Source organism: Ralstonia sp. 22111, from assembly GCF_052045895.1.
GTDB classification, from domain to species: Bacteria; Pseudomonadota; Gammaproteobacteria; order Burkholderiales; family Burkholderiaceae; genus Ralstonia; species Ralstonia wenshanensis.
Map to the genome: position 1 here is coordinate 662,273 of NZ_JBQEPR010000001.1, position 21,515 is coordinate 683,787.

The 21,515-nt window shown below is 64.5% G+C and carries 18 protein-coding genes; all 18 read left to right on the forward strand.

What is annotated here, in order from left to right; translation table 11 throughout:
* Positions 1 to 24: 24 nt before the first annotated feature.
* The 18 genes from ACTJK4_RS03145 (at position 25) to nudB (ending at position 21,514) form a co-directional block, all read left to right on the forward strand.
* On the forward strand, positions 25 to 942 hold the full coding sequence (locus ACTJK4_RS03145) for an ion channel (RefSeq protein ID WP_260803086.1): 918 nt from the start codon (positions 25 to 27) through the stop codon (positions 940 to 942).
* A 31-nt stretch (positions 943 to 973) separates the two neighbouring features.
* Complete coding sequence (locus tag ACTJK4_RS03150; RefSeq protein WP_232041922.1) at positions 974 to 2,221, forward strand: nucleoside recognition domain-containing protein; 1,248 nt, start codon at positions 974 to 976, stop codon at positions 2,219 to 2,221.
* Between the two features lie 57 nt (positions 2,222 to 2,278).
* Positions 2,279 to 2,860: a YqaA family protein gene (locus ACTJK4_RS03155; protein WP_232041923.1), complete on the forward strand. Its 582-nt coding sequence runs from the start codon at positions 2,279 to 2,281 to the stop codon at positions 2,858 to 2,860.
* A 201-nt stretch (positions 2,861 to 3,061) separates the two neighbouring features.
* Positions 3,062 to 7,096: a DUF3683 domain-containing protein gene (locus ACTJK4_RS03160; RefSeq protein ID WP_440815958.1), complete on the forward strand. Its 4,035-nt coding sequence runs from the start codon at positions 3,062 to 3,064 to the stop codon at positions 7,094 to 7,096.
* The gene (locus tag ACTJK4_RS03165) at positions 7,093 to 7,536 is read left to right on the forward strand and encodes an HIT family protein (RefSeq protein WP_440815961.1); all 444 of its coding nucleotides are present in this window, start codon (positions 7,093 to 7,095) and stop codon (positions 7,534 to 7,536) included. Before ACTJK4_RS03160 ends, ACTJK4_RS03165 begins: the two co-directional genes overlap by 4 nt.
* A gap of 114 nt (positions 7,537 to 7,650) precedes the next feature.
* The gene (locus tag ACTJK4_RS03170) at positions 7,651 to 9,495 is read left to right on the forward strand and encodes an ABC transporter ATP-binding protein/permease (protein ID WP_440815964.1); all 1,845 of its coding nucleotides are present in this window, start codon (positions 7,651 to 7,653) and stop codon (positions 9,493 to 9,495) included.
* 33 nt (positions 9,496 to 9,528) lie between these two features.
* Positions 9,529 to 9,945, forward strand: coding sequence for a gamma-butyrobetaine hydroxylase-like domain-containing protein (locus ACTJK4_RS03175; RefSeq protein WP_232041927.1), 417 nt, complete (start codon positions 9,529 to 9,531; stop codon positions 9,943 to 9,945).
* Positions 9,946 to 9,997: 52 nt separating this feature from the next.
* Positions 9,998 to 10,729 carry a bifunctional demethylmenaquinone methyltransferase/2-methoxy-6-polyprenyl-1,4-benzoquinol methylase UbiE gene (gene ubiE, locus ACTJK4_RS03180; protein ID WP_232041928.1) on the forward strand — a complete coding sequence of 244 codons (732 nt, stop codon included), beginning with the start codon at positions 9,998 to 10,000 and terminating at the stop codon, positions 10,727 to 10,729.
* A gap of 127 nt (positions 10,730 to 10,856) precedes the next feature.
* Positions 10,857 to 11,906, forward strand: coding sequence for a Tim44 domain-containing protein (locus tag ACTJK4_RS03185; RefSeq protein WP_440815968.1), 1,050 nt, complete (start codon positions 10,857 to 10,859; stop codon positions 11,904 to 11,906).
* 146 nt (positions 11,907 to 12,052) lie between these two features.
* On the forward strand, positions 12,053 to 12,709 hold the full coding sequence (locus tag ACTJK4_RS03190; RefSeq protein WP_440815970.1) for a ubiquinone biosynthesis accessory factor UbiJ: 657 nt from the start codon (positions 12,053 to 12,055) through the stop codon (positions 12,707 to 12,709).
* On the forward strand, positions 12,706 to 14,283 hold the full coding sequence (ubiB, locus tag ACTJK4_RS03195; RefSeq protein WP_440815973.1) for a ubiquinone biosynthesis regulatory protein kinase UbiB: 1,578 nt from the start codon (positions 12,706 to 12,708) through the stop codon (positions 14,281 to 14,283). Before ACTJK4_RS03190 ends, ubiB begins: the two co-directional genes overlap by 4 nt.
* Before the next feature lie 23 nt (positions 14,284 to 14,306).
* Entirely contained in the window at positions 14,307 to 14,936 is a 630-nt protein-coding gene (locus ACTJK4_RS03200) for an SAM-dependent methyltransferase (protein ID WP_440815976.1), read from the forward strand.
* Positions 14,937 to 15,166: 230 nt separating this feature from the next.
* A complete protein-coding gene (locus ACTJK4_RS03205; RefSeq protein WP_232041933.1) occupies positions 15,167 to 16,606 on the forward strand; it encodes a sodium:solute symporter family protein in 1,440 nt (479 codons plus the stop codon).
* Positions 16,607 to 16,851: 245 nt separating this feature from the next.
* A complete protein-coding gene (locus ACTJK4_RS03210; protein WP_232041934.1) occupies positions 16,852 to 17,196 on the forward strand; it encodes an FmdB family zinc ribbon protein in 345 nt (114 codons plus the stop codon).
* 31 nt (positions 17,197 to 17,227) lie between these two features.
* Positions 17,228 to 17,965: a DUF502 domain-containing protein gene (locus tag ACTJK4_RS03215; protein ID WP_232041935.1), complete on the forward strand. Its 738-nt coding sequence runs from the start codon at positions 17,228 to 17,230 to the stop codon at positions 17,963 to 17,965.
* 96 nt (positions 17,966 to 18,061) lie between these two features.
* The gene (aspS, locus tag ACTJK4_RS03220; RefSeq protein ID WP_232041936.1) at positions 18,062 to 19,888 is read left to right on the forward strand and encodes an aspartate--tRNA ligase; all 1,827 of its coding nucleotides are present in this window, start codon (positions 18,062 to 18,064) and stop codon (positions 19,886 to 19,888) included.
* 163 nt (positions 19,889 to 20,051) lie between these two features.
* Positions 20,052 to 20,912, forward strand: a complete 861-nt coding sequence (locus ACTJK4_RS03225; protein ID WP_440815980.1) for a hypothetical protein — start codon at positions 20,052 to 20,054, stop codon at positions 20,910 to 20,912.
* Between the two features lie 116 nt (positions 20,913 to 21,028).
* Positions 21,029 to 21,514 (forward strand): dihydroneopterin triphosphate diphosphatase, encoded by a 486-nt coding sequence (gene nudB, locus ACTJK4_RS03230; protein ID WP_433866271.1) that lies wholly within the window; start codon positions 21,029 to 21,031, stop codon positions 21,512 to 21,514.
* The last annotated feature ends 1 nt before the right edge of the window (position 21,515 follow it).

Below are 21,515 nucleotides of genomic sequence, written 5' to 3' on the forward strand. Positions count from 1 at the left end.
GCGCATCATCGGCGAGAGGCCTCCATGAACACCCCGTCGTCTTCCTCGGAGCGTGCCGGGCGCGCACGCCGCGGTCGCAAAGTCTGGTCTGGCACGCAGCACGTCATTGCCTACGGCATGCCTCCGCTGGGCTGGCGTGACCTTTATCACCACGCGCTTGAAGTCAACTGGCCGACCTTTTTCGCGCTGCTGGCGACGATGTTCCTGGCGCTGAATGCGGTATTCGCGGGGCTGTATTCGCTGGGTGACGGCGCGATCGCGAACCAGTCGCCGCCCGGCTTCGTCGGGGCCTTCTTCTTCAGCGTCGAGACGCTGGCCACGGTGGGCTATGGCGACATGCACCCGCAAACGCTCTATGCCCACGTCATCGCCACGCTGGAGATCTTCATCGGCATGTCGGGCATCGCCATGGCGACGGGGCTGGTATTTGCGCGGTTCTCGCGCCCGCGCGCCAAGATCATGTTTGCCCGCAACGTTGTCGTGCGGCCGCTCAACGGCAGGTCAACGCTGATGCTGCGGGCAGCCAATGCGCGCCAGAACGTCATCGCGGAGGCCACCGCCCGGCTGCGCCTGATGCAGGACGAGGTCTCGCCCGAGGGCTACTCGATCTACAAGATCCACGACCTGAAGCTGGAGCGCAGCGAGCATCCGATCTTCCTGCTGGGCTGGGTGATGATGCATGTCATCGACGAAACCAGCCCGCTGCATGGCGCCACCGCAGAATCGCTCGCCGCCGGTGACGCCTTGCTGCTGCTCACCATCGAGGGCGCCGACGAGACCGCCGCGCAAAACGTGCAGGCGCGCTATTCCTGGCGGCATGACGAGATCCGCTGGAACTATCGATATGCCGACCTCATCCGCGACGAGGGTGGCGTCACGTCGGTCGACTACGACAACTTCCACCTGATCCATCCGATCGAGACGCCCCCGCAGGCACAATGAGCGGCTTGTCCGATTCCAACGCGCAAACCCCGTGGCCCTGAACCTCGTCTGGCTCGCCTTCTTCCTCGTTGCCTTCGTAACCGCATGCGTTCAGGTGGTGCAGGGCGACATGGAAGTCTTCTCCCGCATGCTGACCGGCATGTTCGATGCCGCGCGCACCGGTTTCGAAATTGCGATCGGCCTGACCGGCATGATGGCGCTGTGGCTGGGCATCATGCGCGTGGGCGAGCGCGCTGGCGTAGTCGATCTGTTCGCGCGGCTCGTGAACCCGCTGATGCGGCACCTGTTTCCCTCCGTGCCAGCCGGCCATCCCGCCAACGGCGCGATGATGATGAATGTCTCGGCCAACGTGCTCGGGCTGGATAACGCCGCCACGCCGCTTGGTCTGCAGGCCATGCGCGAGTTGCAGCAGATCAACCCGCAGCCGCAGCGTGCCAGCGATGCGCAGTTGATGTTCGTGGTGCTCAACACGGCTGGCGTGACGCTGGTGCCGACGTCCGTGATCGCCATCCGCCAGGCCATGGCGGTCAAGCAGGGGCTGGTCGGCTTTAACGCGGCAGACATCTTCCTGCCGACCTTGCTGTCCACGTTCATCGGCTTCTGCGCGGGCATTGCGGCGGTGGCGTGGTACCAGCGCATCAACCTGTTCAAGCCTGCGCTGCTGGCGTATTTCGGCGGCTTTGTCGCGGCGATGGGGCTGCTGTTTGCATGGCTGCGCCAGTTTCCGCCGCAGCAGATGGCGGCGTGGATCGGACTGATCGGCGCGGGCGCCATCCTCACCATCGTCGTGGCGTTCCTGGTCTGTGGGGCAATTCGTCGCATCAACGTGTACGAAACGTTCGTCGATGGCGCCAAGGATGGCTTTCAGGTGGCGATCGGCATCGTCCCTTATCTGGTGGCGGTGCTGGTGGGCATTGCCGTGTTTCGCGCGGCGGGGTGCATGGATTTCCTGATGCAAGGGCTTTCCGCGCTATTCGCGCACCTGGGCATCGACACGCGTTTTGTGCCCGCGCTGCCCGTGGGGCTGATGAAGACGTTGTCCGGCGCCGGTGCGCGCGGCCTGATGGTCGACGTGATGACCACGTACGGCGTCGATTCCTTCCAGGGCAAGCTGGCCGCCATCATCCAGGGCTCGACCGAGACCACGTTCTACGTGCTGGCGGTGTACTTCGGCAGCGTCGGCATCAAGGACACGCGTTATGCATTGGCGTGTGGCCTGTGGGCCGACCTGATCGGGTTGATCGGCGCCGTGCTGGTCGCCTATCTGTTCTTCGCCTGAGCGGCTAGGGCGGCCCCCAAGCGACGCCGCGACCGCCCGCCCTCTACAATCGACCGCATGGAACAGTGGATCGACACGCTTTTTGCCACACTCGCCCTGCCCAAGGTCGGGCTGCCTGCCATCTTCGTCGTCAGTTTCATCTCGGCGACCCTCCTGCCGCTGGGCTCAGAGCCGGCGGTTTTTGCTTACATCAAGCTCAATCCGGACATGTTCTGGCCGGCCATCGTCGTGGCCACGCTCGGCAACACGCTGGGCGGTGTGGTCGATTGGTGGATGGGCTACGCGGCCAAGCTGGCGTTGGTGCGCTACCACCTTGCGCGCCGCCGCCGTCAGCACAACACCGAGCACGCCCAGCACGTGCCGCACCCCAAGCGCCACCGCGAGCCTCCGCTCGATAAAAAATACTTCCGCTGGATGCGCCGCATTGGGCCGGCGTCCCTGTTGGTGTCTTGGCTGCCCGGCATTGGCGACCCGCTCTGCACGCTGGCCGGCTGGCTGCGCCTGAAGTTCTGGCCCAGCGTCATGTACATGGCCATCGGCAAATTCCTGCGCTATCTGGCCATGACTGCGGCCTTGATGACCCTCCCCGACGGCTTCTGGCACGGCATCCTCGGTTGGATCAAGAGCGTGATGATGTGACGTTTGCGTGGTGCATGCGGCACTTTGGCGACCTTCCGCTTTTCGCAAGCCATTGAAAACGCGGCGGTTTTGCCGCCCATGTCACCGGCAGGGATACCGTTGCTGCGACGCATCAACGGCGCACGTTGCAGTACAATCGCCCTTTAAAGACCGCGCGGCTTGGGCCCTCTTTGCCGCGCCCTCCCTCCCCAGCGGCACGCCATGAATGCCCCACTTCTGATCGACGCCAAACTCACGGCGCAGGACGCTGCGCCCCGGCTGCGCGAGATTCCCTACAACTACACCTCGTTCTCGGATCGGGAAATCGTCATCCGTCTTCTGGGCGAGTCTGCGTGGCAAATCCTGGACGAACTGCGCGCCGAGCGCCGCACCGGCCGATCGGCACGCATGCTGTACGAAGTGTTGGGCGACGTTTGGGTGGTGCGCCGCAACCCCTATCTGCAGGACGACCTGCTCGACAACCCGAAGCGCCGGCAGATGCTGATCGACGCACTCAATCACCGCTTGGCGGAGATCGAGAAGCGCCGCGTGGCCGACCACGATTCGCACCACGACCCCGTGGGCGACGAGCGTGCCAGCAAGGTCGAGCAACTGGTCGTGCATGCACGCCGCGCCGTCAAGGCATTCCAGGAAGAATTCGCCCAGGTGTACGACCTGCGCCGTCGCGCACAGAAGGTGCTCGGCCGCGTCACCGCGAAGGACAACATCAAGTTCGACGGCCTGTCGCGCGTGTCGCATGTGACCGACGCTACCGACTGGCGGGTCGAATATCCGTTCGTGGTGCTCACGCCCGATACGGAAGAAGAGATTGCCGGGATCGTCAAGGGCTGCTTCGAGCTGGGTCTGACCATCATCCCGCGCGGAGGCGGTACCGGCTACACCGGCGGCGCCGTGCCGCTCACACCGTTCTCGGCTGTCATCAATACGGAAAAGCTGGAGCGGCTGGATGCGGTCGAGATGACGGACCTGCCGGGCGTCGACCATCCCGTGGCGACCATCTACTCGGGCGCCGGCGTGGTCACGCGTCGCGTGGCAGATGCGGCTGACAAGGCTGGCCTCGTCTTCGCCGTGGACCCGACTTCGATCGACGCGTCGTGCATTGGCGGCAACGTCGCCATGAACGCGGGCGGCAAGAAGGCCGTGCTGTGGGGCACCGCGCTGGACAACCTCGCCTGGTGGCGCATGGTTGACCCGGATGGCAACTGGCTCGAAGTCCAGCGCCTCAATCACAACCTCGGCAAGATTCACGACGCGCCGGTCGTCACGTTCGAGCTGAAGTGGTTCGACGGCAACGCGCCGGTCGGCGCCAAGCTGCTGCGCACCGAAACGCTCACCATCGAAGGCCGCAAGTTCCGCAAGGAAGGGCTCGGCAAGGACGTCACCGACAAGTTCCTGGCCGGCCTGCCCGGCGTGCAGAAGGAAGGCTGCGACGGCATCATCACGAGCGCGCGCTGGATCCTGCATCGCATGCCCAAGTCGATCCGCACCGTGTGCCTGGAGTTCTTCGGCCAGGCGCGCGACGCGATCCCGAGCATCGTCGAGATCAAGGACTACCTCGACGCCGAGACCAAGAAGCCCGGCGGCGCGATCCTCGCCGGTCTGGAGCACCTGGACGAGCGCTACCTGCGCGCGGTCGGCTACGCCACCAAGAGCAAGCGCAACGCGTTTCCGAAGATGGTGCTGATCGGCGACATTGTTGGCGACGACGATGATGCCGTGGCGCGCGCCACCTCGGAAGTGATTCGCCTGGCCAACGGCAAGAGCGGCGAGGGCTTCGTGGCCGTGAGCCCCGAAGCACGCAAGAAGTTCTGGCTCGACCGCTCGCGCACGGCCGCGATTGCGAAGCACACCAACGCCTTCAAGATCAACGAAGACGTGGTGATCCCGCTCAATCGCATGGGCGAGTACACCGACGGCATCGAGCGCATCAACATCGAACTGTCGATCAAGAGCAAGCTCAAGCTGACCGACGCGCTGCTCGACTTTTTTGCCGGCAGCAACCTGCCGCTGGGCCGTACCGACGACGCCAACGAGATCCCCAGCGCAGAACTGCTGGAAGACCGCGTGCAACAGGCGCAGCAACTGCTGCGTGCCACGCGTGCACGCTGGCAATACCTGCTCGATCATCTCGACACGCCGGTCACCACGGCGCGCGCAAGCCTCATCGGCCTTGGCCTGGGCTACCTTGCGCAGACCATCGACGACCGTCTGGTGAATCAGCCCGACGCGAACCTGTTCCATCTGCTGCAGGATCGGACGATCCGCGTGTCGTGGAAGGCGGAGATTCGCGCAGAGCTGCGCAAGATCTTCAACGGCGGCGAGTTCAAGCCGATCCTCGACGAGGCCCAGGCGATCCACAAGAAGGTGCTGCGCGGCCGCGTGTTCGTGGCGCTGCACATGCATGCCGGCGACGGCAACGTGCACACCAACATCCCCGTCAACTCGGATGACTACGACATGCTGCAGGACGCCCACAAGGCGGTGGCCCGCATCATGACGCTCGCGCGTTCGCTGGACGGCGTGATCTCGGGCGAGCACGGCATCGGCATCACCAAGCTGGAATTCCTCACCGACGACGAGATCGCCGACTTCGCTGCCTACAAGCGCCGCGTCGATCCGAACGGCCGCTTCAACAAGGGCAAGCTGCTGCGCGACATCAACGACCCGCAAGGTCTGGCTGCTGATCTGCGCAACGCCTATACGCCGTCGTTCGGCCTGATGGGGCACGAGTCGATCATCATGCAGCAGAGCGACATCGGCGCCATCTCGGAGTCGATCAAGGACTGCTTGCGCTGCGGCAAGTGCAAGCCGGTGTGCGCCACGCACGTGCCGCGCGCCAACCTGCTGTACAGCCCGCGCAACAAGATTCTTGCCACGTCGCTGCTCATCGAGGCCTTCCTGTACGAAGAGCAGACGCGCCGCGGCGTGTCGGTCAAGCACTGGGAAGAGTTTGCCGACGTGGGCGACCACTGCACGGTGTGCCACAAGTGCGTGACGCCGTGCCCGGTCAAGATCGACTTCGGCGATGTGTCGATGAACATGCGCAACCTGCTGCGCAAGATGGGGCAGAAGAAGTTCAACCCCGGCACCGCAGCAGCGATGTTCTACCTGAACGCGACCAATCCCGAGACGATCAACTTCACGCGCAAGGTGATGTTCGACTGGGGCTACAAGGCGCAGCGTCTGGGCAACGACATCCTGAAGAAGTTCGCCAAGAAGCAGACCGCTCGTCCGCCCGCCACGGTGGGCAAGCCGCCGGTGCGCGAGCAGGTGATTCACTTCATCAACAAGAAGATGCCGGGCAACCTGCCCAAGAAGACCGCGCGCGCCTTGCTGGACATCGAGGACAACGAGATCGTCCCGATCATCCGCAACCCGAAGGCGACCACGCCGGACAGCGAGGCGGTCTTCTACTTCCCGGGCTGCGGCTCGGAGCGCCTCTTCTCGCAGGTGGGTCTGGCCACGCAGGCAATGCTGTGGCACGCCGGCGTGCAAACGGTGCTGCCGCCGGGCTACCTGTGCTGCGGTTATCCGCAGCGGGGCACCGGCCAGTTCGACAAGGCCGAGAAGATCGTCACCGATAACCGCGTGCTGTTCCACCGCGTGGCCAACACGCTCAATTACCTCGACATCAAGACGGTAGTGGTGAGCTGTGGCACCTGCTACGACCAGCTGGCCGGGTATGAATTCGACAAGATCTTCCCGGGCTGCCGGATCATCGACATTCACGAATACCTGCTGGAGAAGGGCGTGAAGATCGACGGTGTGCAGGGCACGCGGTACATGTATCACGACCCTTGTCACACCCCGATCAAGACCATGGACCCGACCAAGCTGGTCAACCAACTGATGGGCGGCAACATCGGCGCCGACGGCCAGACCCGCGCGATCGAGAAGAATGACCGCTGCTGCGGGGAGTCGGGCACGCTGGCGATTTCGCGCCCCGACATTTCCACGCAGGTCCGCTTCCGCAAGGAAGAGGAGATGCAGAAGGGCGCCGACAAGCTGCGCAGCCTTGGCCAGACCAACGGCCAGGGCGAGGCGTTCAACGGCGACGTGAAGATCCTCACGAGCTGCCCGGCATGTCTGCAGGGTCTGTCGCGCTACACCGAAGATGTCTCGGTGCAGGCCGACTACATCGTGGTCGAGATGGCGCGTCATGTGCTCGGCGAGACCTGGCTGCAGGACTACGTTGCGCAGGCCAACGCCGGCGGCATCGAGCGCGTGCTGGTGTGACGACGATCGAGCGGACGCCAGGCTGCGCGCTGTGCGAGGCGGATGGCGGCGAGCCCGTCTGGCGTAATGCCAAGGCGCGCGTGGTGCTGGTCGAGCACGCGCGCTTTCCGGGCTTCTGCCGTGTCATCTGGAACGACCATGCGGCCGAGCAGACCGATTTGTCCGATGCCGATCGCCACTGGCTGATGGAAGTCGTCGCCCGGGTCGAGCGCGTGCTGCGCGCCGAACTGGCGCCGGACAAGATCAACCTCGCCAGCTTCGGAAACTTCGTGCCGCATCTGCATTGGCATGTCATTCCGCGCTATCGGTGGGATACGCATTTTCCGGAAGCCGTGTGGGGCCCCGAGCAGCGCGCGCCCGATACCGCGCGCATGGCCGAGATCACGGCCATGCTGCCGGCGCTGTCGTACGCGCTGCAAGCGGCGCTGGCCGACGCTTGAGCCCCTCGGCGATAGCGTCGGGTAGCGCCTGGTAACGCATCGCCACGTCGTGCGCGGAACCCCTGTGGCGCGCACAACGTCTGACTCTCTTTCTGTTGCGCCAACGCCCTCGCCATGACGACTCCGCGCACCGCCGCCACGCCCGATTCCCACAAGGATTCCATCTCCGAACTGACCGTCCATCATGGGCGGCTCAATCTCTCGGAGACCTGGCAACTGATTCGTCCGTACTGGTTTTCGGATGATCGCCACAAGGCGTGGGGTCTGCTTGCCCTGGTGATCGGTCTGAACCTGTTCCTGGTCTACATGAACGTGCTGTTCACCGATTGGAACCGGCTTTTCTACAATGCGCTCGAGCAGAAGAACTACGGCGAGTTCTGGGCGCAGCTGCTGCGTTTCTCATGGATTGCCGCGCTGCTGATCATTGGCTCGATCATGCGGCTGTACTACTCGATGATGTTGCAGATGCGCTGGCGGACGTGGATTACCGGCAGCTTCCTCGACGACTGGCTCGGCAAGCAGGCGTTCTACCGCCTCGAGCAGACGCGCAGCGCCGACAACCCCGACCAGCGGATTGCCGACGACCTGCGCACCTTCACCGATGCAACGCTCACCTTGGCGCTGGGGTTCCTGAATTCGGCTGTGACGCTGGTGTCGTTCTTCGGCATCCTGTGGGCAGTGTCGGGGCCGCTGGCGTTCAGCCTGGGTGGCCACGACTTCGTGATTCCCGGCTACATGGTGTGGTTTGCGCTGCTGTACTCGATCGTGGGCTCGGTCATCATCCATTTCGTGGGGCGGCCGCTGATCGGGCTGTCGTTCCAGCAGGAACGTTACGAGGCGTACTTCCGTTTCCTGCTCGTGCGCGTGCGCGAGAACAGCGAGAGCATTGCCCTGTACCGCGGTGAGCCTACCGAGAAAGCCATCCTGAGCGGCCGTTTCGAACGCATCCGCACCAACTGGAATCAGTTGATGGACTACACGCGGCGCCTGACTTTCGCCAGTTCCGGCTATGCGCAGTTCGCTATCATCTTTCCATTTCTGGTGTCGGCGCCACGCTACTTTGGCGGCACGCTCACGCTGGGCGGGATGATGCAGGTCGCCACCGCGTTCGGGCAGGTACAGGACGCGATGTCGTGGTTTGTCACGAACTACCGCACGCTGGTCACCTGGAAAGCTTCCACCAACCGGCTGATCGAATTCCAGCGCGCCATCCGCGCCGCCGAGCGTGAGGAAGAGCACCGCGCCGGCGTGCGCGACGTCGAGGTCGAGATCGCAGCCGTACCCGCCATCGAAGCCCGCGCCCTTGCGCTGAACCTCCCCAACCGCAAGCCCGAAGATTTGCTGGTCGAGCCCTTCGACATGACGCTCGCACGCGGTGAGCGTGTACTCGTCAATGGCCCGTCGGGCTGCGGCAAAAGCACGCTGGTGCGCGCCGTGGCAGGCATCTGGCCGTATGGCAGCGGCCACATCGAGGTGCCGGACGATGCCCGCGTCCTGTTCCTGCCGCAGCGCAGCTATCTACCCTCCGGCACGCTCGCCGACGCGCTTTCGTATCCGGATTTGGCCACCCAATACACCGCTGAGCGTCTGACCCAGGTGCTGAACGCGTGCCGGTTGCCGGCACTGACCGGCCTCTTGGACGAGGTGAGCAACTGGAGCCTGCGCCTGTCGCCCGGCGAGCAGCAGCGCCTGGCTTTTGCCCGGGCTTTGCTGCAGCGCCCCGATTACCTCTTCCTCGACGAGGCTACCAGCGCACTCGACGAAGACACCGAGGCGTTCATGTACAGCCTGATGCTCGAATCGATGCCTGATGTGACCATCGTCAGCGTGGCGCACCGCAGCACCGTGGCACGATTCCACCATCGCCGCCTGCGGTACATCCCCGAGGGCGATCCGTTGACTGCGGTAAGCTATCGGGTGGTAGAAGAGCCTGCGCACATGGCGCTGGCGGCTTCCTGAAACGCAGTTTTTTGACTCGACGAGACGTTTTCCATGGCCGGACTTTCCGCCGACACTCCGCATCCGACCGGCATCACCGTGCATACGCAATCACGTGTGCTGGAGATCGCCTTTGCCGATGGCAAGCAGTTCAGCCTGCCGTTCGAATACTTGCGCGTGCTGTCGCCGTCGGCCGAAGTGCAGGGGCATGGGCCCGGTCAGGAGGTTCTGCAGACCGGCAAGCGCGAGGTGGGCATTGTCGGCGTCGAGCCGGTGGGCAACTACGCGATCCGGCCGCTGTTCTCCGACGGCCACGATTCCGGCATCTTCGATTGGGCTTACCTGTACCGCCTCGGCATCGAGCACGACATGCTGTGGCAGGCCTATCTCGATCGCCTGGCCGCTGCCGGCGTCGACCGTGACGCCCCGATGGCCGAGAACGCCGGTCACGCCTGCGGCCACAGCCACTGATTTCCGATTCACTTCGCAGCGCCTGCGCGCTGCATCCGTATCCCTTTCTGTCATGAGCCAAACCCACTTCGGATTCCAGCAGGTCGAAGAGCAGGAGAAGGCCGGCAAGGTTGCCGGCGTGTTCCATTCCGTCGCGAGCAAGTACGACGTGATGAACGACCTGATGTCCGGCGGCCTGCACCGCGTGTGGAAGATGTTCACCATCGCCCAGGCAGCGGTGCGCCCCGGCTACAAGGTGCTCGACATCGCTGGCGGCACGGGTGACCTGGCGAAGGCCTTCGCCCGCCAGGCCGGCCCCACCGGCGAGGTGTGGCTGACAGACATCAACGAGTCCATGCTGCGCGTCGGCCGGGACCGCTTGCTCGATGCCGGCGTGCTGACCCCCACCGCACTGTGCGACGCCGAGCACATTCCCTTTCCGAATGCTTACTTCGATGTGGTGACAGTGGCATTCGGCTTGCGCAACATGACGCACAAGGATCGCGCGCTCGCAGAAATGCGTCGCGTGGTGAAGCCAGGCGGCAAGGTCATGGTGCTGGAGTTCTCCAAGGTGTGGCAGCCGCTGGAGAAGGCCTACGACCTGTACTCGTTCAAGGTGCTGCCGTGGTTGGGCAGCAAAGTGGCGGGCGACCCCGAGAGCTACCGCTACCTGGCCGAGTCCATCCGCATGCACCCGGATCAGGAAACGCTCAAGCAGATGATGGAACAGGCCGGATTGGACTCGGTCGAATACTTCAATCTGACAGCGGGGGTCGTGGCGCTGCACGTCGGCCGTCGCCTCTAAGTGTTTCCGTCGTTCCACCAGATGGGCGATGTAGCGCGCTGCGGCGATATGCCACGATCCTTCACATTGAATTTCGGCATTGACGTCTTCATCTAACGGCGTCACTGCCATTGGAGAGAAGACAGCGATGAGTTTGCACTGGGGTGGAAAATTGATGGCGGGCGCGCTGGTCGCGACGCTCGCACTGGGCACGGCAATCGACGCCAACGCCAAGCGCATGGGCGGCAGCCGCAGCATCGGCAAGCAGTCGTCCACCGTGACGCAACGCCAACAGACGCCGCCGGCCACAACGCCGTCGCCGACACAGCAGGCCGCACCCGCCGCGCAACCCTCGCCGGCTGCACCGGCTCCGACGGCGCCGGCCGCAAAGCCCGGACGTAACTGGGGCGGCATGCTGGGTGGCTTGGCAGCCGGTCTGGGTATCGGTTATCTGCTGTCGAAGTTCGGTCTGGGCGCGGGCCTTGCCTCGTTGTTGTCGAACCTGATCCTGATCGCGCTCGTCGCGTTCGTGGTGATGTGGATCATCCGCAAGGTGCGCGGCAGCCGTCCGCAAGGTCCGGCCTACGCCACGGGTGGCCCGTCGCTTGGCGGTGACCGTGAGCCGTACGTGCCGCAACCTGCCGCTCCGGCCCCGCAGGCTTCTGCACCGGCAGCCGCATCGCTGAACACCGGCAATACGTCGGGCCTGGGCGCTGGCGCGGCAACCGCTGCGCAGTCGTGGAACCTGGGCGGTCCGGCGGCTTCCAGCGCGCAGGCCATCAACGCGCAGCCTGCTGCGGCCGCACCGCAGCAGCCGTGGGGCGTGCCGGCAGATTTCGACACGCAAGCCTTCCTGCGCAACGCCAAGGTCTACTTCATCCGCCTGCAGGCGGCTTGGGATGCCGGCAATCTCAATGACATCCGCGAGTTCACCACGCCGGAGATGTTTGCCGAGATCAAGATGGACCTGGCTGACCGCGGCACGTCGCCCAACAAGACCGACGTGGTCTCGGTCGAAGCCGAAATGCTGGGCATCGAAACGCAAGCCGCCGAGTACCTCGCGAGCGTGCGCTTCTCGGGCATGATCCGCGAAGAAGCCAATGCGCCGGCGCAGCCGTTTGCCGAGGTATGGAACCTGACCAAGCCGACGCAGGGTGCGGGTGGCTGGGTGTTGGCGGGTATCCAGCAGCTGCAGTGATGCTGTAACAACTTGAAGCGCCGCAAAACGGCCGTTTCAACATTCCCCGTAAAATAGGGCCCGACCATCTGGTTCGGGCCTTTTTTTGTTGCCCCCGCCAGCCCGCTTCTTGCTGCTTTCTTGCTGTTTTTGCGCACCATCACCGCATGTCTTCGACAGCCACTTCGTCTCCGTTTCCGCTTGTGCTGATGCAGCCGCTGCTGCTCGCGCTCAACCATCTGCTGCGCCAGGAGCCCTGGGCCCAGGAGACACTGCGGCCGTTCGCGGGTCGCGTCGCGCGCTTTAACCTGGCGCCCATGTCGATGACCTTGCAGGTGGATGCCACCGGCTTGGTGGCCGCTCCCGACCCTGACGTTGAACCGGCCGTGACGGTTGTCGTACCGCTCGCGGCCGCTGCGGGCGATTACGCCACGGGCGGGCAGGCCGCCGTGCTCAAGCACGTGCGTATCGACGGCGAGGCCGAATTTGCCAACGTGCTGTCCACGCTGCTGCGCAATCTGCGCTGGGATGCGGCGGAAGATCTCTCGCGCGTGTTTGGCGACGTGATCGCGCAGCGTATGGTGAGCGGCGCGCAGGCCGCCCGCACCGAGGCCACGCGCGTCAGCCGTTCGCTGGCGGAATCGGTGGCGTCGTACCTGACCGATGAGCAACCGACGCTCGTGCGCCATGCGCGCCTCGCGCAGTTCGCCGCCGACGTGGCGGCACTGCGTGATGCCGAAGCGCGTCTGGTCAAGCGGCTGGAGCGGCTCGAAAAGCTCCCGCGACCTGCTGCCCGGACCGCTCGTCAGGGTGAATCGGCATGACGCGCTTCTTCCGGCTGGGCAAGATTGTTTTCGTCATCCTGTATTACGGGCTGGATCAGCTCGCGTTGTCGGGCTTCAAGAGCCGCCGCATTCGCGCGCTCGTCTGGCTGCTGACGCTGGGTCGCAAGCCCAAGCTGCCCCGCGGGGTGCGCCTGCGCCTCGCGCTGGAGCAGCTTGGACCCATCTTCGTGAAGTTCGGACAGGTGCTGTCGACGCGCCGCGATCTGCTGCCGCCCGATGTGGCCGACGAACTCGCCAAGCTGCAGGACCGCGTGCCGCCGTTCGATCCGAAGGTGGCGGCGGCCATCGTGGAGAAGTCGCTCGGTAAGCCGCTTTCGGCGCTGTTCCATCGTTTCGATCATCACCCCGTGGCGAGCGCGTCGATCGCGCAGGTGCATTTCGCCACGCTGCGCGGCGGCCCGGACGACGGCCGCGAGGTGGCGGTCAAGGTGCTGCGCCCGGGCATGCTGCCCGTGATCGACAGCGACCTCGCGCTCATGCGGGACCTCGCTACCTGGATGGAAAAACTGTGGGCCGATGCCAAGCGCCTGAAGCCGCGCGAGGTGGTCGCCGAGTTTGACAAATACCTGCACGACGAGCTTGACCTGATGCGCGAGGCGGCCAACGCCAGCCAGTTGCGCCGCAATTTTGCCAAGTCCGACCTGTTGCTGGTGCCGGAGGTCTTTTGGGATTGGTGCACGTCTGAAGTGTTCGTGATGGAGCGCATGCACGGTATGCGAATCTCGCACACCGAAGAGCTGCGCGCCGCCGGCGTCGACATGCACAAGCTCGCGCGCGACGGCGTGGAGATTTTCTTCACACAGGTCTTCCGTGACGGCTTTTTCCATGCCGACATGCACCCCGGCAACATCCTGGTGAGCGTGGCGCCCGAGACGCTGGGCCGCTATATCGCGCTGGATTTCGGTATCGTCGGGGCGCTGTCGGAGTTCGACAAGAACTACCTCGCGCAGAACTTCCTGGCGTTTTTCCAGCGCGATTACCACCGCGTGGCCGTGCTGCACATCGAGTCCGGCTGGGCGCCGGAAGAGACGCGCGTGGAAGAACTCGAAGGGGCCATCCGCGCATGCTGCGAGCCGTATTTCGATCGGCCGCTGGGTGAAATTTCGCTGGGTCTGGTGCTGATGCGGCTGTTCCAGACCTCGCGCCGCTTCAACGTGGAAGTGCAGCCGCAGCTCGTGCTGCTGCAGAAGACCCTGCTCAACGTCGAGGGCCTTGGCCGCCAGCTCGATCCGGATCTGGACCTGTGGAAGACGGCCAAGCCATTCCTCGAACGCTGGATGCACGAGCAGATCGGCTGGCGCGGCTTTGTCGAGCGCCTGAAGGTCGAGGCGCCGCAGTGGGCCAACAAGCTGCCCGACTTCCCGCGGCTGGTGTACCAGATTCTGGATCGCCGCTCCCGCGAGGATGGCAACGCGCAGACCGCGGCGCTCACAGCGCTGCTTGCCGAGCACAAGCGCACGAACCGGCTGTTGTCCGCGGCCTTGCTGTTCGTCGGCGGCTTCGCGGTCGGCATCATTGCGACGCACGTGCTGGCCTGGATGGGCCGTTACTGAACCGCTGTCAACTTTCGAGCGCCATGGCCCAACCGCCCGTCTTCCAGTCTCGTGACGCCGCCGATCCCGCTTTCTGGGACGAACGCTTCAGCCGCGAGCACACGCCCTGGGACGCCGCCGGTGTGCCCGCCGCGTTCCGGCAATTCTGCGAAGCGCAGCCCGCGCCGCTTTCCACGCTGATTCCCGGTTGCGGCAACGCCTACGAAGCCGGCTGGCTGGCGGACCGCGGTTGGCCGGTCACGGCCATCGACTTTGCGCCGAGTGCCGTGGCATCGGCCAAGGCCGTGCTGGGTCCGCACGCCGACGTGGTCGAGTTGGCGGACTTCTTCCGCTTTTCGCCGCCTCGTCCGGTGCAATGGATCTACGAACGCGCTTTCCTGTGCGCCATGCCGCGTCGTCTGTGGCCAGATTACGCCGCGCAGGTGGCAAAACTGCTCCCGCCTGGCGGGTTGCTGGCCGGCTTCTTTGCCGTGGTGGAAGGCCGAGAGGCGGCGCCCAAGGGGCCGCCGTTCGAGACCACGCAACCCGAGCTGGATGCGCTGTTGTCGCCGGCGTTCGAGCGCATCAGCGATATGCCCATCGCCGAGGCCGATTCCATTCCGGTGTTTGCCGGGCGTGAGCGCTGGCAAGTCTGGCGCCGCCGCGCCGATTGATGCGTTTTCCCGGTCAGTGTTGGTGCAAAGCAACATGGGCCGTGGTCAACAAAAAGCCTGCCGACGCCCGTTGCGGGCGGGTGCCTGGAAATCGGGCAAACGGGGCGGCGTTCGTGGTCGCGCCGATGCCCCGGCACCCGGTCCCATCGCTATAATCCGGCCACTTTGCCCGCGCCCAGGGGCCCAAAACCTGGCCGCCATGGGGTTTTCCAGCTTCTTTCCGCGCTGCCATGCTGATCTGGTTTGTCATTATTTACTGGGTAATTTCGGTCGGTATCGGCCTATGGGCTGCACTGCGGGTGCGCAATACCGCCGACTTCGCCGTGGCTGGCCGCAGCCTGCCGTTCTACGTCGTGACGGCAACGGTGTTCGCCACGTGGTTTGGCTCCGAGGCGGTGCTCGGGATTCCCGCAGAATTTCTCAAGGATGGCCTGCACGGTGTGGTGGCCGATCCGTTTGGCTCGTCGCTGTGCCTGATCTTGGTGGGTTTGTTCTTCGCCAAGCCGCTGTACCGGATGAACCTGCTCACCATTGGTGACTTCTATCGCAACCGCTTTGGCCGCGTGGCCGAAACGCTGACCACCTTGTGCATCGTCGTGTCGTACCTGGGCTGGGTGGCGGCGCAGATCAAGGCGCTGGGCCTGGTGTTCTACACCGTGTCTGACGGCGCGGTCTCGCAAGACCTCGGGATGATGATTGGCGCGGGCAGCGTGCTCGTCTACACGCTGTTCGGCGGCATGTGGTCGGTGGCGGTGACGGATTTCATCCAGATGATCATCATCGTGATCGGCATGCTGTACATCGGCTGGGAGGTGTCGGGGCAGGCTGGTGGCGTGGGCACGGTGGTGGCGCACGCGGCGGCTTCGGGCAAGTTCTCGTTTTGGCCGGCGTTCAACCCGATCGAGGTCATCGGCTTCGTGACGGCGTGGATCACCATGATGCTCGGCTCGATCCCGCAGCAGGACGTGTTCCAGCGGGTGACATCGTCGCGCACCGAGCGCATCGCCGGCACGGCGTCGGTGCTGGGCGGCGTGCTGTACTTCATGTTTGCGTTCGTGCCGATGTTCCTGGCGTATTCCGCCACGCTCATTGACCCGGAGATGGTCGCAAAGTACATCGACACCGATTCGCAGATGATTTTGCCGAACCTGGTGCTGCAGCATGCGCCGATCTTCGCGCAGGTGATGTTCTTCGGCGCGCTGCTCTCAGCCATCAAGAGCTGCGCGAGTGCGACGCTGCTGGCGCCGTCCGTGACGTTTGCCGAAAACGTGCTGCGCCCGCTGTTGCCCAACATGGACGACAAGCGCTTTTTGCGCGTGATGCAGGCGGTGGTGCTGACCTTCACGGTGCTGGTGACGTTGTTCGCGCTGAACTCGCATCTGTCAATCTTCCACATGGTCGAAAGTGCTTACAAGGTAACGCTCGTGGCTGCTTTCGTACCGCTGGCCTTCGGTCTGTTCTGGAAGCGTGCGACCAAGCAGGGCGGTCTGCTGGCCATCATCCTGGGCCTCGCGGCATGGATCTGGTGCGAAGTGTTCCTGCCCGATGCGATGCTTCCGCCACAATTGGTTGGCCTCCTGGCCAGCTTTGGGGCGATGGTCCTGGGCTCGCTCGGACCGCAGTGGATCGCGAACCGCGCGCCGACCACCAAGGCGGCCACGCAGGCCTGAGCGCCTTGCTGCAGGCGTGCGCGGTGTGCCACTTTGTCGCGCATCGCCATCGCCCGATCCGAATCTACGGTCGGGAATTCCCGCAAAAGGGTTTATAATTCAAGGCTTTGCGCGCCAGCACTTGTATGGCGCGCAGTTGCCCCAATCTTTCGCAAGCCCGTGCGTATTTCCCGCACTGCGTTCGCGGTCTGGGCGGGCAATCCAATCGCTTACTTGTCATTTGTTTGTTCCAGGGTGAGGACACCATGCCGATCTATGCTTATCGATGCGACGCCTGCGGCCACGCCAAAGATGTGCTGCAGAAGATGAGCGACGCGCCGCTGACGGATTGCCCCGCATGCGGCGCGCCGGCGTTCAAGAAGCAGCTCACTGCTGCCGGCTTCCAGCTCAAGGGCTCGGGCTGGTATGTGACGGACTTCCGCGGCGGTTCGGGCGGTGCATCGGCTGCGGCGCCCGCGACCGGTACGGCGGCCAAGGCGGATGCCGCTGCGCCCGCCGCCGCACCGGCCGCGTCGTCGGACAGCGCGTCGTCCAGTGCGAGCACGCCGGCTGCGTCCGGTGGTTGCGGCACGTCGTGCGCCTGCCACTGATCGCATCGCTCACCTTTCGGTCCATCGCTCCATGAAACAGAAAACCAGCGCACTCAAGACATGGTTCCTGACCGGTCTTCTGGTGCTTGTCCCGCTTGCGATCACGCTGTGGGTGCTGTCGCTCATCATCGGCACGATGGACCAGAGCCTGGCGCTGCTGCCGTCGGCATGGCAGCCCGATCAGCTATTTGGCCGGCGCATTCCTGGCGTGGGCGCGATTCTCACGCTGGCGTTCATCCTGATCGTGGGCGTGCTGGCGCACAACTTCATCGGCCAGAAGCTGGTGCTGTGGTGGGAAGCGCTCGTGGGCCGCATTCCCGTGGTCGGCCCGATCTATTCGAGCGTGAAGCAGGTGTCGGACACGCTGCTTTCGTCCAACGGCAATGCGTTCCGCAAGGCCCTGTTGGTGCAATACCCGCGCGAAGGCTCATGGACGATCGCGTTCCTGACTGGCCGCCCCGGCGGTGATGTCGAGAACCACCTGCAGGGCGAGTACGTCAGCGTGTACGTGCCGACTACGCCCAACCCGACATCGGGCTTCTTCCTGATGATGCCCAAGGCTGACACCATCGAGCTGGACATGACGGTGGATGCGGCGCTCAAGTACATCGTGTCGATGGGGGTCGTGGCGCCCGAAGCGCTGCCGCGCCGCATGGACCCGCCCGATGCCTCGCCACAGACGGAGGACCGGTCGCCGGCTCAAGAGCCGCGCGACCCTTCGAATCCGACCGCGCTGCCCGCAGAGGGCGGCGCCATCGCGGCACCCTGAGCCGGCGATACGAACGAAGTCGAATCGACCCCGGCCCCCCGATCAACTTTCACGCGCGACGCTTTCTTGGCGGCGCGCTTCGCGGAAAAACACAACATGCAAATGCGTACTCAATACTGCGGTCAGGTCACCGAACAACTGCTCGGCCAGAGCGTCACGCTGTCGGGCTGGGCCCATCGTCGTCGTGACCACGGCGGCGTGATCTTCATCGACCTGCGCGACCGTGAAGGCCTGGTGCAGGTCGTGTGCGACCCGGACCGCCCGGAGATGTTCAAGGTCGCCGAAGGTGTGCGCAATGAGTTCTGCCTGCAGGTGAAGGGCGTCGTGCGCGCCCGCCCGGAAGGCACTACCAACGCCAACCTGACCAGCGGCAAGGTCGAAGTGCTGTGCCACGAGCTGACGGTGCTCAACGCTTCCGTCACGCCCCCGTTCCAACTGGACGACGACAACCTGTCCGAAACCACGCGCCTGACGCACCGCGTGCTGGACCTGCGCCGCCCGCAGATGCAGTACAACCTGCGCCTGCGCTACAAGGTCGCGATGGAAGTGCGCAAGTACCTGGACGACAAGGGCTTCATCGACATCGAAACGCCGATGCTGACCAAGAGCACGCCGGAAGGCGCACGCGACTACCTCGTGCCCTCGCGCGTGAACGCCGGCCAGTTCTTTGCGCTGCCGCAATCGCCGCAGCTCTTCAAGCAGATGCTGATGGTGTCGGGCTTCGACCGCTACTACCAGATCACCAAGTGCTTCCGCGACGAAGACCTGCGCGCTGACCGCCAGCCCGAATTCACCCAGATCGACTGCGAAACGTCGTTCCTGACCGAGCAGGAAATCCGCGACCTGTTTGAAGAGATGATCCGCACGGTGTTCAAGAACACCATGTCGGTCGAGCTGGACGCCAAGTTCCCGGTGATGGAGTTCCGCGAGGCGATGGCCCGCTTCGGTTCGGACAAGCCGGACCTGCGCGTCAAGCTGGAATTCACCGAACTGACCGACGCCATGAAGGACGTCGACTTCAAGGTGTTCTCGGGCCCGGCCAACGCCGAAGGCGGCCGTGTCGTGGCACTGCGCGTACCGGGCGGTGCTTCCCTGTCGCGTGGCGATATCGACGCCTACACCAAGTTCGTCGAAATCTACGGCGCCAAGGGCCTGGCCTGGATCAAGGTCAACGAAGTGGCCAAGGGCCGTGACGGCCTGCAATCGCCGATCGTGAAGAACCTGCACGACGCGGCGATCGCCGAGATCCTCAAGCGCAGCGGCGCACAGGATGGCGACATCCTGTTCTTCGGTGCTGACCGCGCGAAGGTCGTCAACGACGCGATGGGTGCGCTGCGCCTGAAGGTAGGCCATTCGGACTTCGCCAAGAGCAACGGGCTGTTCGAAGACGCCTGGAAGCCGCTGTGGGTGATCGACTTCCCGATGTTCGAGTACGACGAGGATGACGCGCGCTGGGTTGCCATGCACCACCCGTTCACGAGCCCGAAGGACGAGCACCTGGAATACCTGGAAACCGATCCGGGCAAGTGCATCGCCAAGGCTTACGACATGGTGCTCAACGGCTGGGAAATCGGCGGCGGCTCGGTGCGGATCTATCGCGAAGAAGTGCAGAGCAAGGTGTTCCGCGCGCTGAAGATCAACGATGAAGAAGCACGTGCCAAGTTCGGCTTCCTGCTGGACGCACTGCAATACGGTGCGCCCCCGCACGGCGGTATCGCGTTCGGCCTTGACCGCGTCGTCACGATGATGGCCGGCGCGGACTCGATCCGCGACGTGATCGCCTTCCCGAAGACGCAGCGTGCGCAGGATCTGCTCACGCAGGCCCCGAGCCCGGTCGACGAAAAGCAATTGCGCGAATTGCACATCCGCCTGCGCGCCGCCGAGGCCAAGGTGGCTGCACCGACGGCCGCAACGACTGCCTAAGCGCCCGCGCTGACGCTCCACAACGAACCGCGCCGCCTGACAAGGGCGGCGCGGTTTGTTTTTGGGCGCCTGCCAGGCAACGCGCAGCAATCGGGAACATTGCGTGCTAAACCGAATCTTTCGTTTCTGTCACGTTGGGTGACAACGAAGGAGGAGTGTTTAGATGGACTACATCGACTTTGCGCGCACATGGGTCGTCGCCCACGCGGAGTTCCTGCTCACCTGGCTAATCGCCGCGCTGGTGGTGATGCTGCTGGCCTGGATCGAAATCCGCCGCGCCACCCGGCGCGCCGCCGTGGCGATGGCCGAGGCTGTGGCCACCACGGTGGCGGCCTGCGTGCCAGAAATCGCGGCAGCGGCGCAGAGCGCACATCCCGGCGTACCTGTATCGGCGACGTCTCCGGGTCTGACGGAGGCGATGCGCGCGCTGGGTCACCTTGCGGCAGAGCGGATGCGGTGGCTGCACGCGGTCGCCAACCTGCGTTTGCCCGAAACGGCGTTGCCTCCCGCCGCACCAAGCATGCCGGTGCATCCGCTTGTCTACGACACGCCGCGCCCCCTGGCCGAAGCTCACTTGGCGGCAGAACTCCGCTTTGCCGACCACGCGCGTGTTCTGCAGGCCGAACGCCGCGCCCTGCAAGCGCTGGAGACCGCTGAACGTGAGGGCACCAGCGAATTGCATCGCATCGAGCGCGAGACCTCGGCCATCGTTGAACGCTTCGATCAGGCCAACGCTCAATCGGAGCAGACGGATGTGCAGCGCTTCCTCATTCAGAAATTCAACACGCTGGGCAATCGCGAACGCGAGTTGACCGCACAGCTCGCTGCGCTGCGCCAACAAATCGGCGAACGTACAGAAGCGTTGTGGGCGCAATCACAGCGCGCGGCCGAGGACTATGCTGCGATGCTCGATCCGCTGCTGGCCGCGGCCCGCCGCGAGTTGGGTCACGAAACGGCGGCGGATGAGACGGCGCTGTGGCTTGCCCGCACGCGCACGGGCCAAGGGCCGCTGCGGGCTGCCTGATTGTTGCCACGGCATGGCGGCACGCTGAACGTCACGGTGGCACGCTTCTGGCTGCGGTAAGCTATTGCCTTGCAGCGCGATCGCGCCGCCCATCGAAGCACGCAGCAACCGCACCCATGTCGCACAAGATTCCCGTTTCCGTTCTCGTCGTCATTCACACGCCCGATCTGCATGTGTTGGTGATGGAGCGGGCAGATCGTCCGGGCTTCTGGCAATCCGTGACGGGCAGTTGCGATGCGCTCGACGAACCCCTGTCTGATACCGCCCGCCGCGAGGTGTTCGAAGAAACCGGTATCGACTCGGCCCAGCATCATCTGATCGATTGGGGCCACCACATCGAATACGAGATCTACCCGCATTGGCGGCACCGTTACGCACCGGGCATCACGCGCAACACCGAGCATTGGTTCGGTTTGCTGGTGAGCGGCAAGGTGCCGGTGCGGATGTCCCCACGCGAGCATGTGCAGGCCGAATGGCTGCCCTACCAGGATGCCGCCGCGCGGTGCTTCTCCCGCAGCAACGCCGAGGCCATTTTGCAGTTGCCCGAACGCCTTGCTGCCTATCACGCGCGTCAGGCCGCACTGACAAAGGACCGAGCCTGAC

Excerpts from the sequence above, each read along its gene's own strand:
- ACTJK4_RS03145 (WP_260803086.1), top strand. The coding sequence starts at position 25 with ATGAACACCCCGTCGTCTTCCTCGGAGCGTGCCGGGCGCGCACGCCGC.
- ACTJK4_RS03155 (WP_232041923.1), top strand. The coding sequence starts at position 2,279 with ATGGAACAGTGGATCGACACGCTTTTTGCCACACTCGCCCTGCCCAAG.
- ACTJK4_RS03160 (WP_440815958.1), top strand. The coding sequence starts at position 3,062 with ATGAATGCCCCACTTCTGATCGACGCCAAACTCACGGCGCAGGACGCT.
- ACTJK4_RS03170 (WP_440815964.1), top strand. The coding sequence starts at position 7,651 with ATGACGACTCCGCGCACCGCCGCCACGCCCGATTCCCACAAGGATTCC.
- ACTJK4_RS03175 (WP_232041927.1), top strand. The coding sequence starts at position 9,529 with ATGGCCGGACTTTCCGCCGACACTCCGCATCCGACCGGCATCACCGTG.
- ubiE (WP_232041928.1), top strand. The coding sequence starts at position 9,998 with ATGAGCCAAACCCACTTCGGATTCCAGCAGGTCGAAGAGCAGGAGAAG.
- ACTJK4_RS03185 (WP_440815968.1), top strand. The coding sequence starts at position 10,857 with ATGAGTTTGCACTGGGGTGGAAAATTGATGGCGGGCGCGCTGGTCGCG.
- ACTJK4_RS03190 (WP_440815970.1), top strand. The coding sequence starts at position 12,053 with ATGTCTTCGACAGCCACTTCGTCTCCGTTTCCGCTTGTGCTGATGCAG.
- ubiB (WP_440815973.1), top strand. The coding sequence starts at position 12,706 with ATGACGCGCTTCTTCCGGCTGGGCAAGATTGTTTTCGTCATCCTGTAT.
- ACTJK4_RS03200 (WP_440815976.1), top strand. The coding sequence starts at position 14,307 with ATGGCCCAACCGCCCGTCTTCCAGTCTCGTGACGCCGCCGATCCCGCT.
- ACTJK4_RS03205 (WP_232041933.1), top strand. The coding sequence starts at position 15,167 with ATGCTGATCTGGTTTGTCATTATTTACTGGGTAATTTCGGTCGGTATC.
- ACTJK4_RS03210 (WP_232041934.1), top strand. The coding sequence starts at position 16,852 with ATGCCGATCTATGCTTATCGATGCGACGCCTGCGGCCACGCCAAAGAT.
- ACTJK4_RS03215 (WP_232041935.1), top strand. The coding sequence starts at position 17,228 with ATGAAACAGAAAACCAGCGCACTCAAGACATGGTTCCTGACCGGTCTT.
- aspS (WP_232041936.1), top strand. The coding sequence starts at position 18,062 with ATGCAAATGCGTACTCAATACTGCGGTCAGGTCACCGAACAACTGCTC.
- ACTJK4_RS03225 (WP_440815980.1), top strand. The coding sequence starts at position 20,052 with ATGGACTACATCGACTTTGCGCGCACATGGGTCGTCGCCCACGCGGAG.
- nudB (WP_433866271.1), top strand. The coding sequence starts at position 21,029 with ATGTCGCACAAGATTCCCGTTTCCGTTCTCGTCGTCATTCACACGCCC.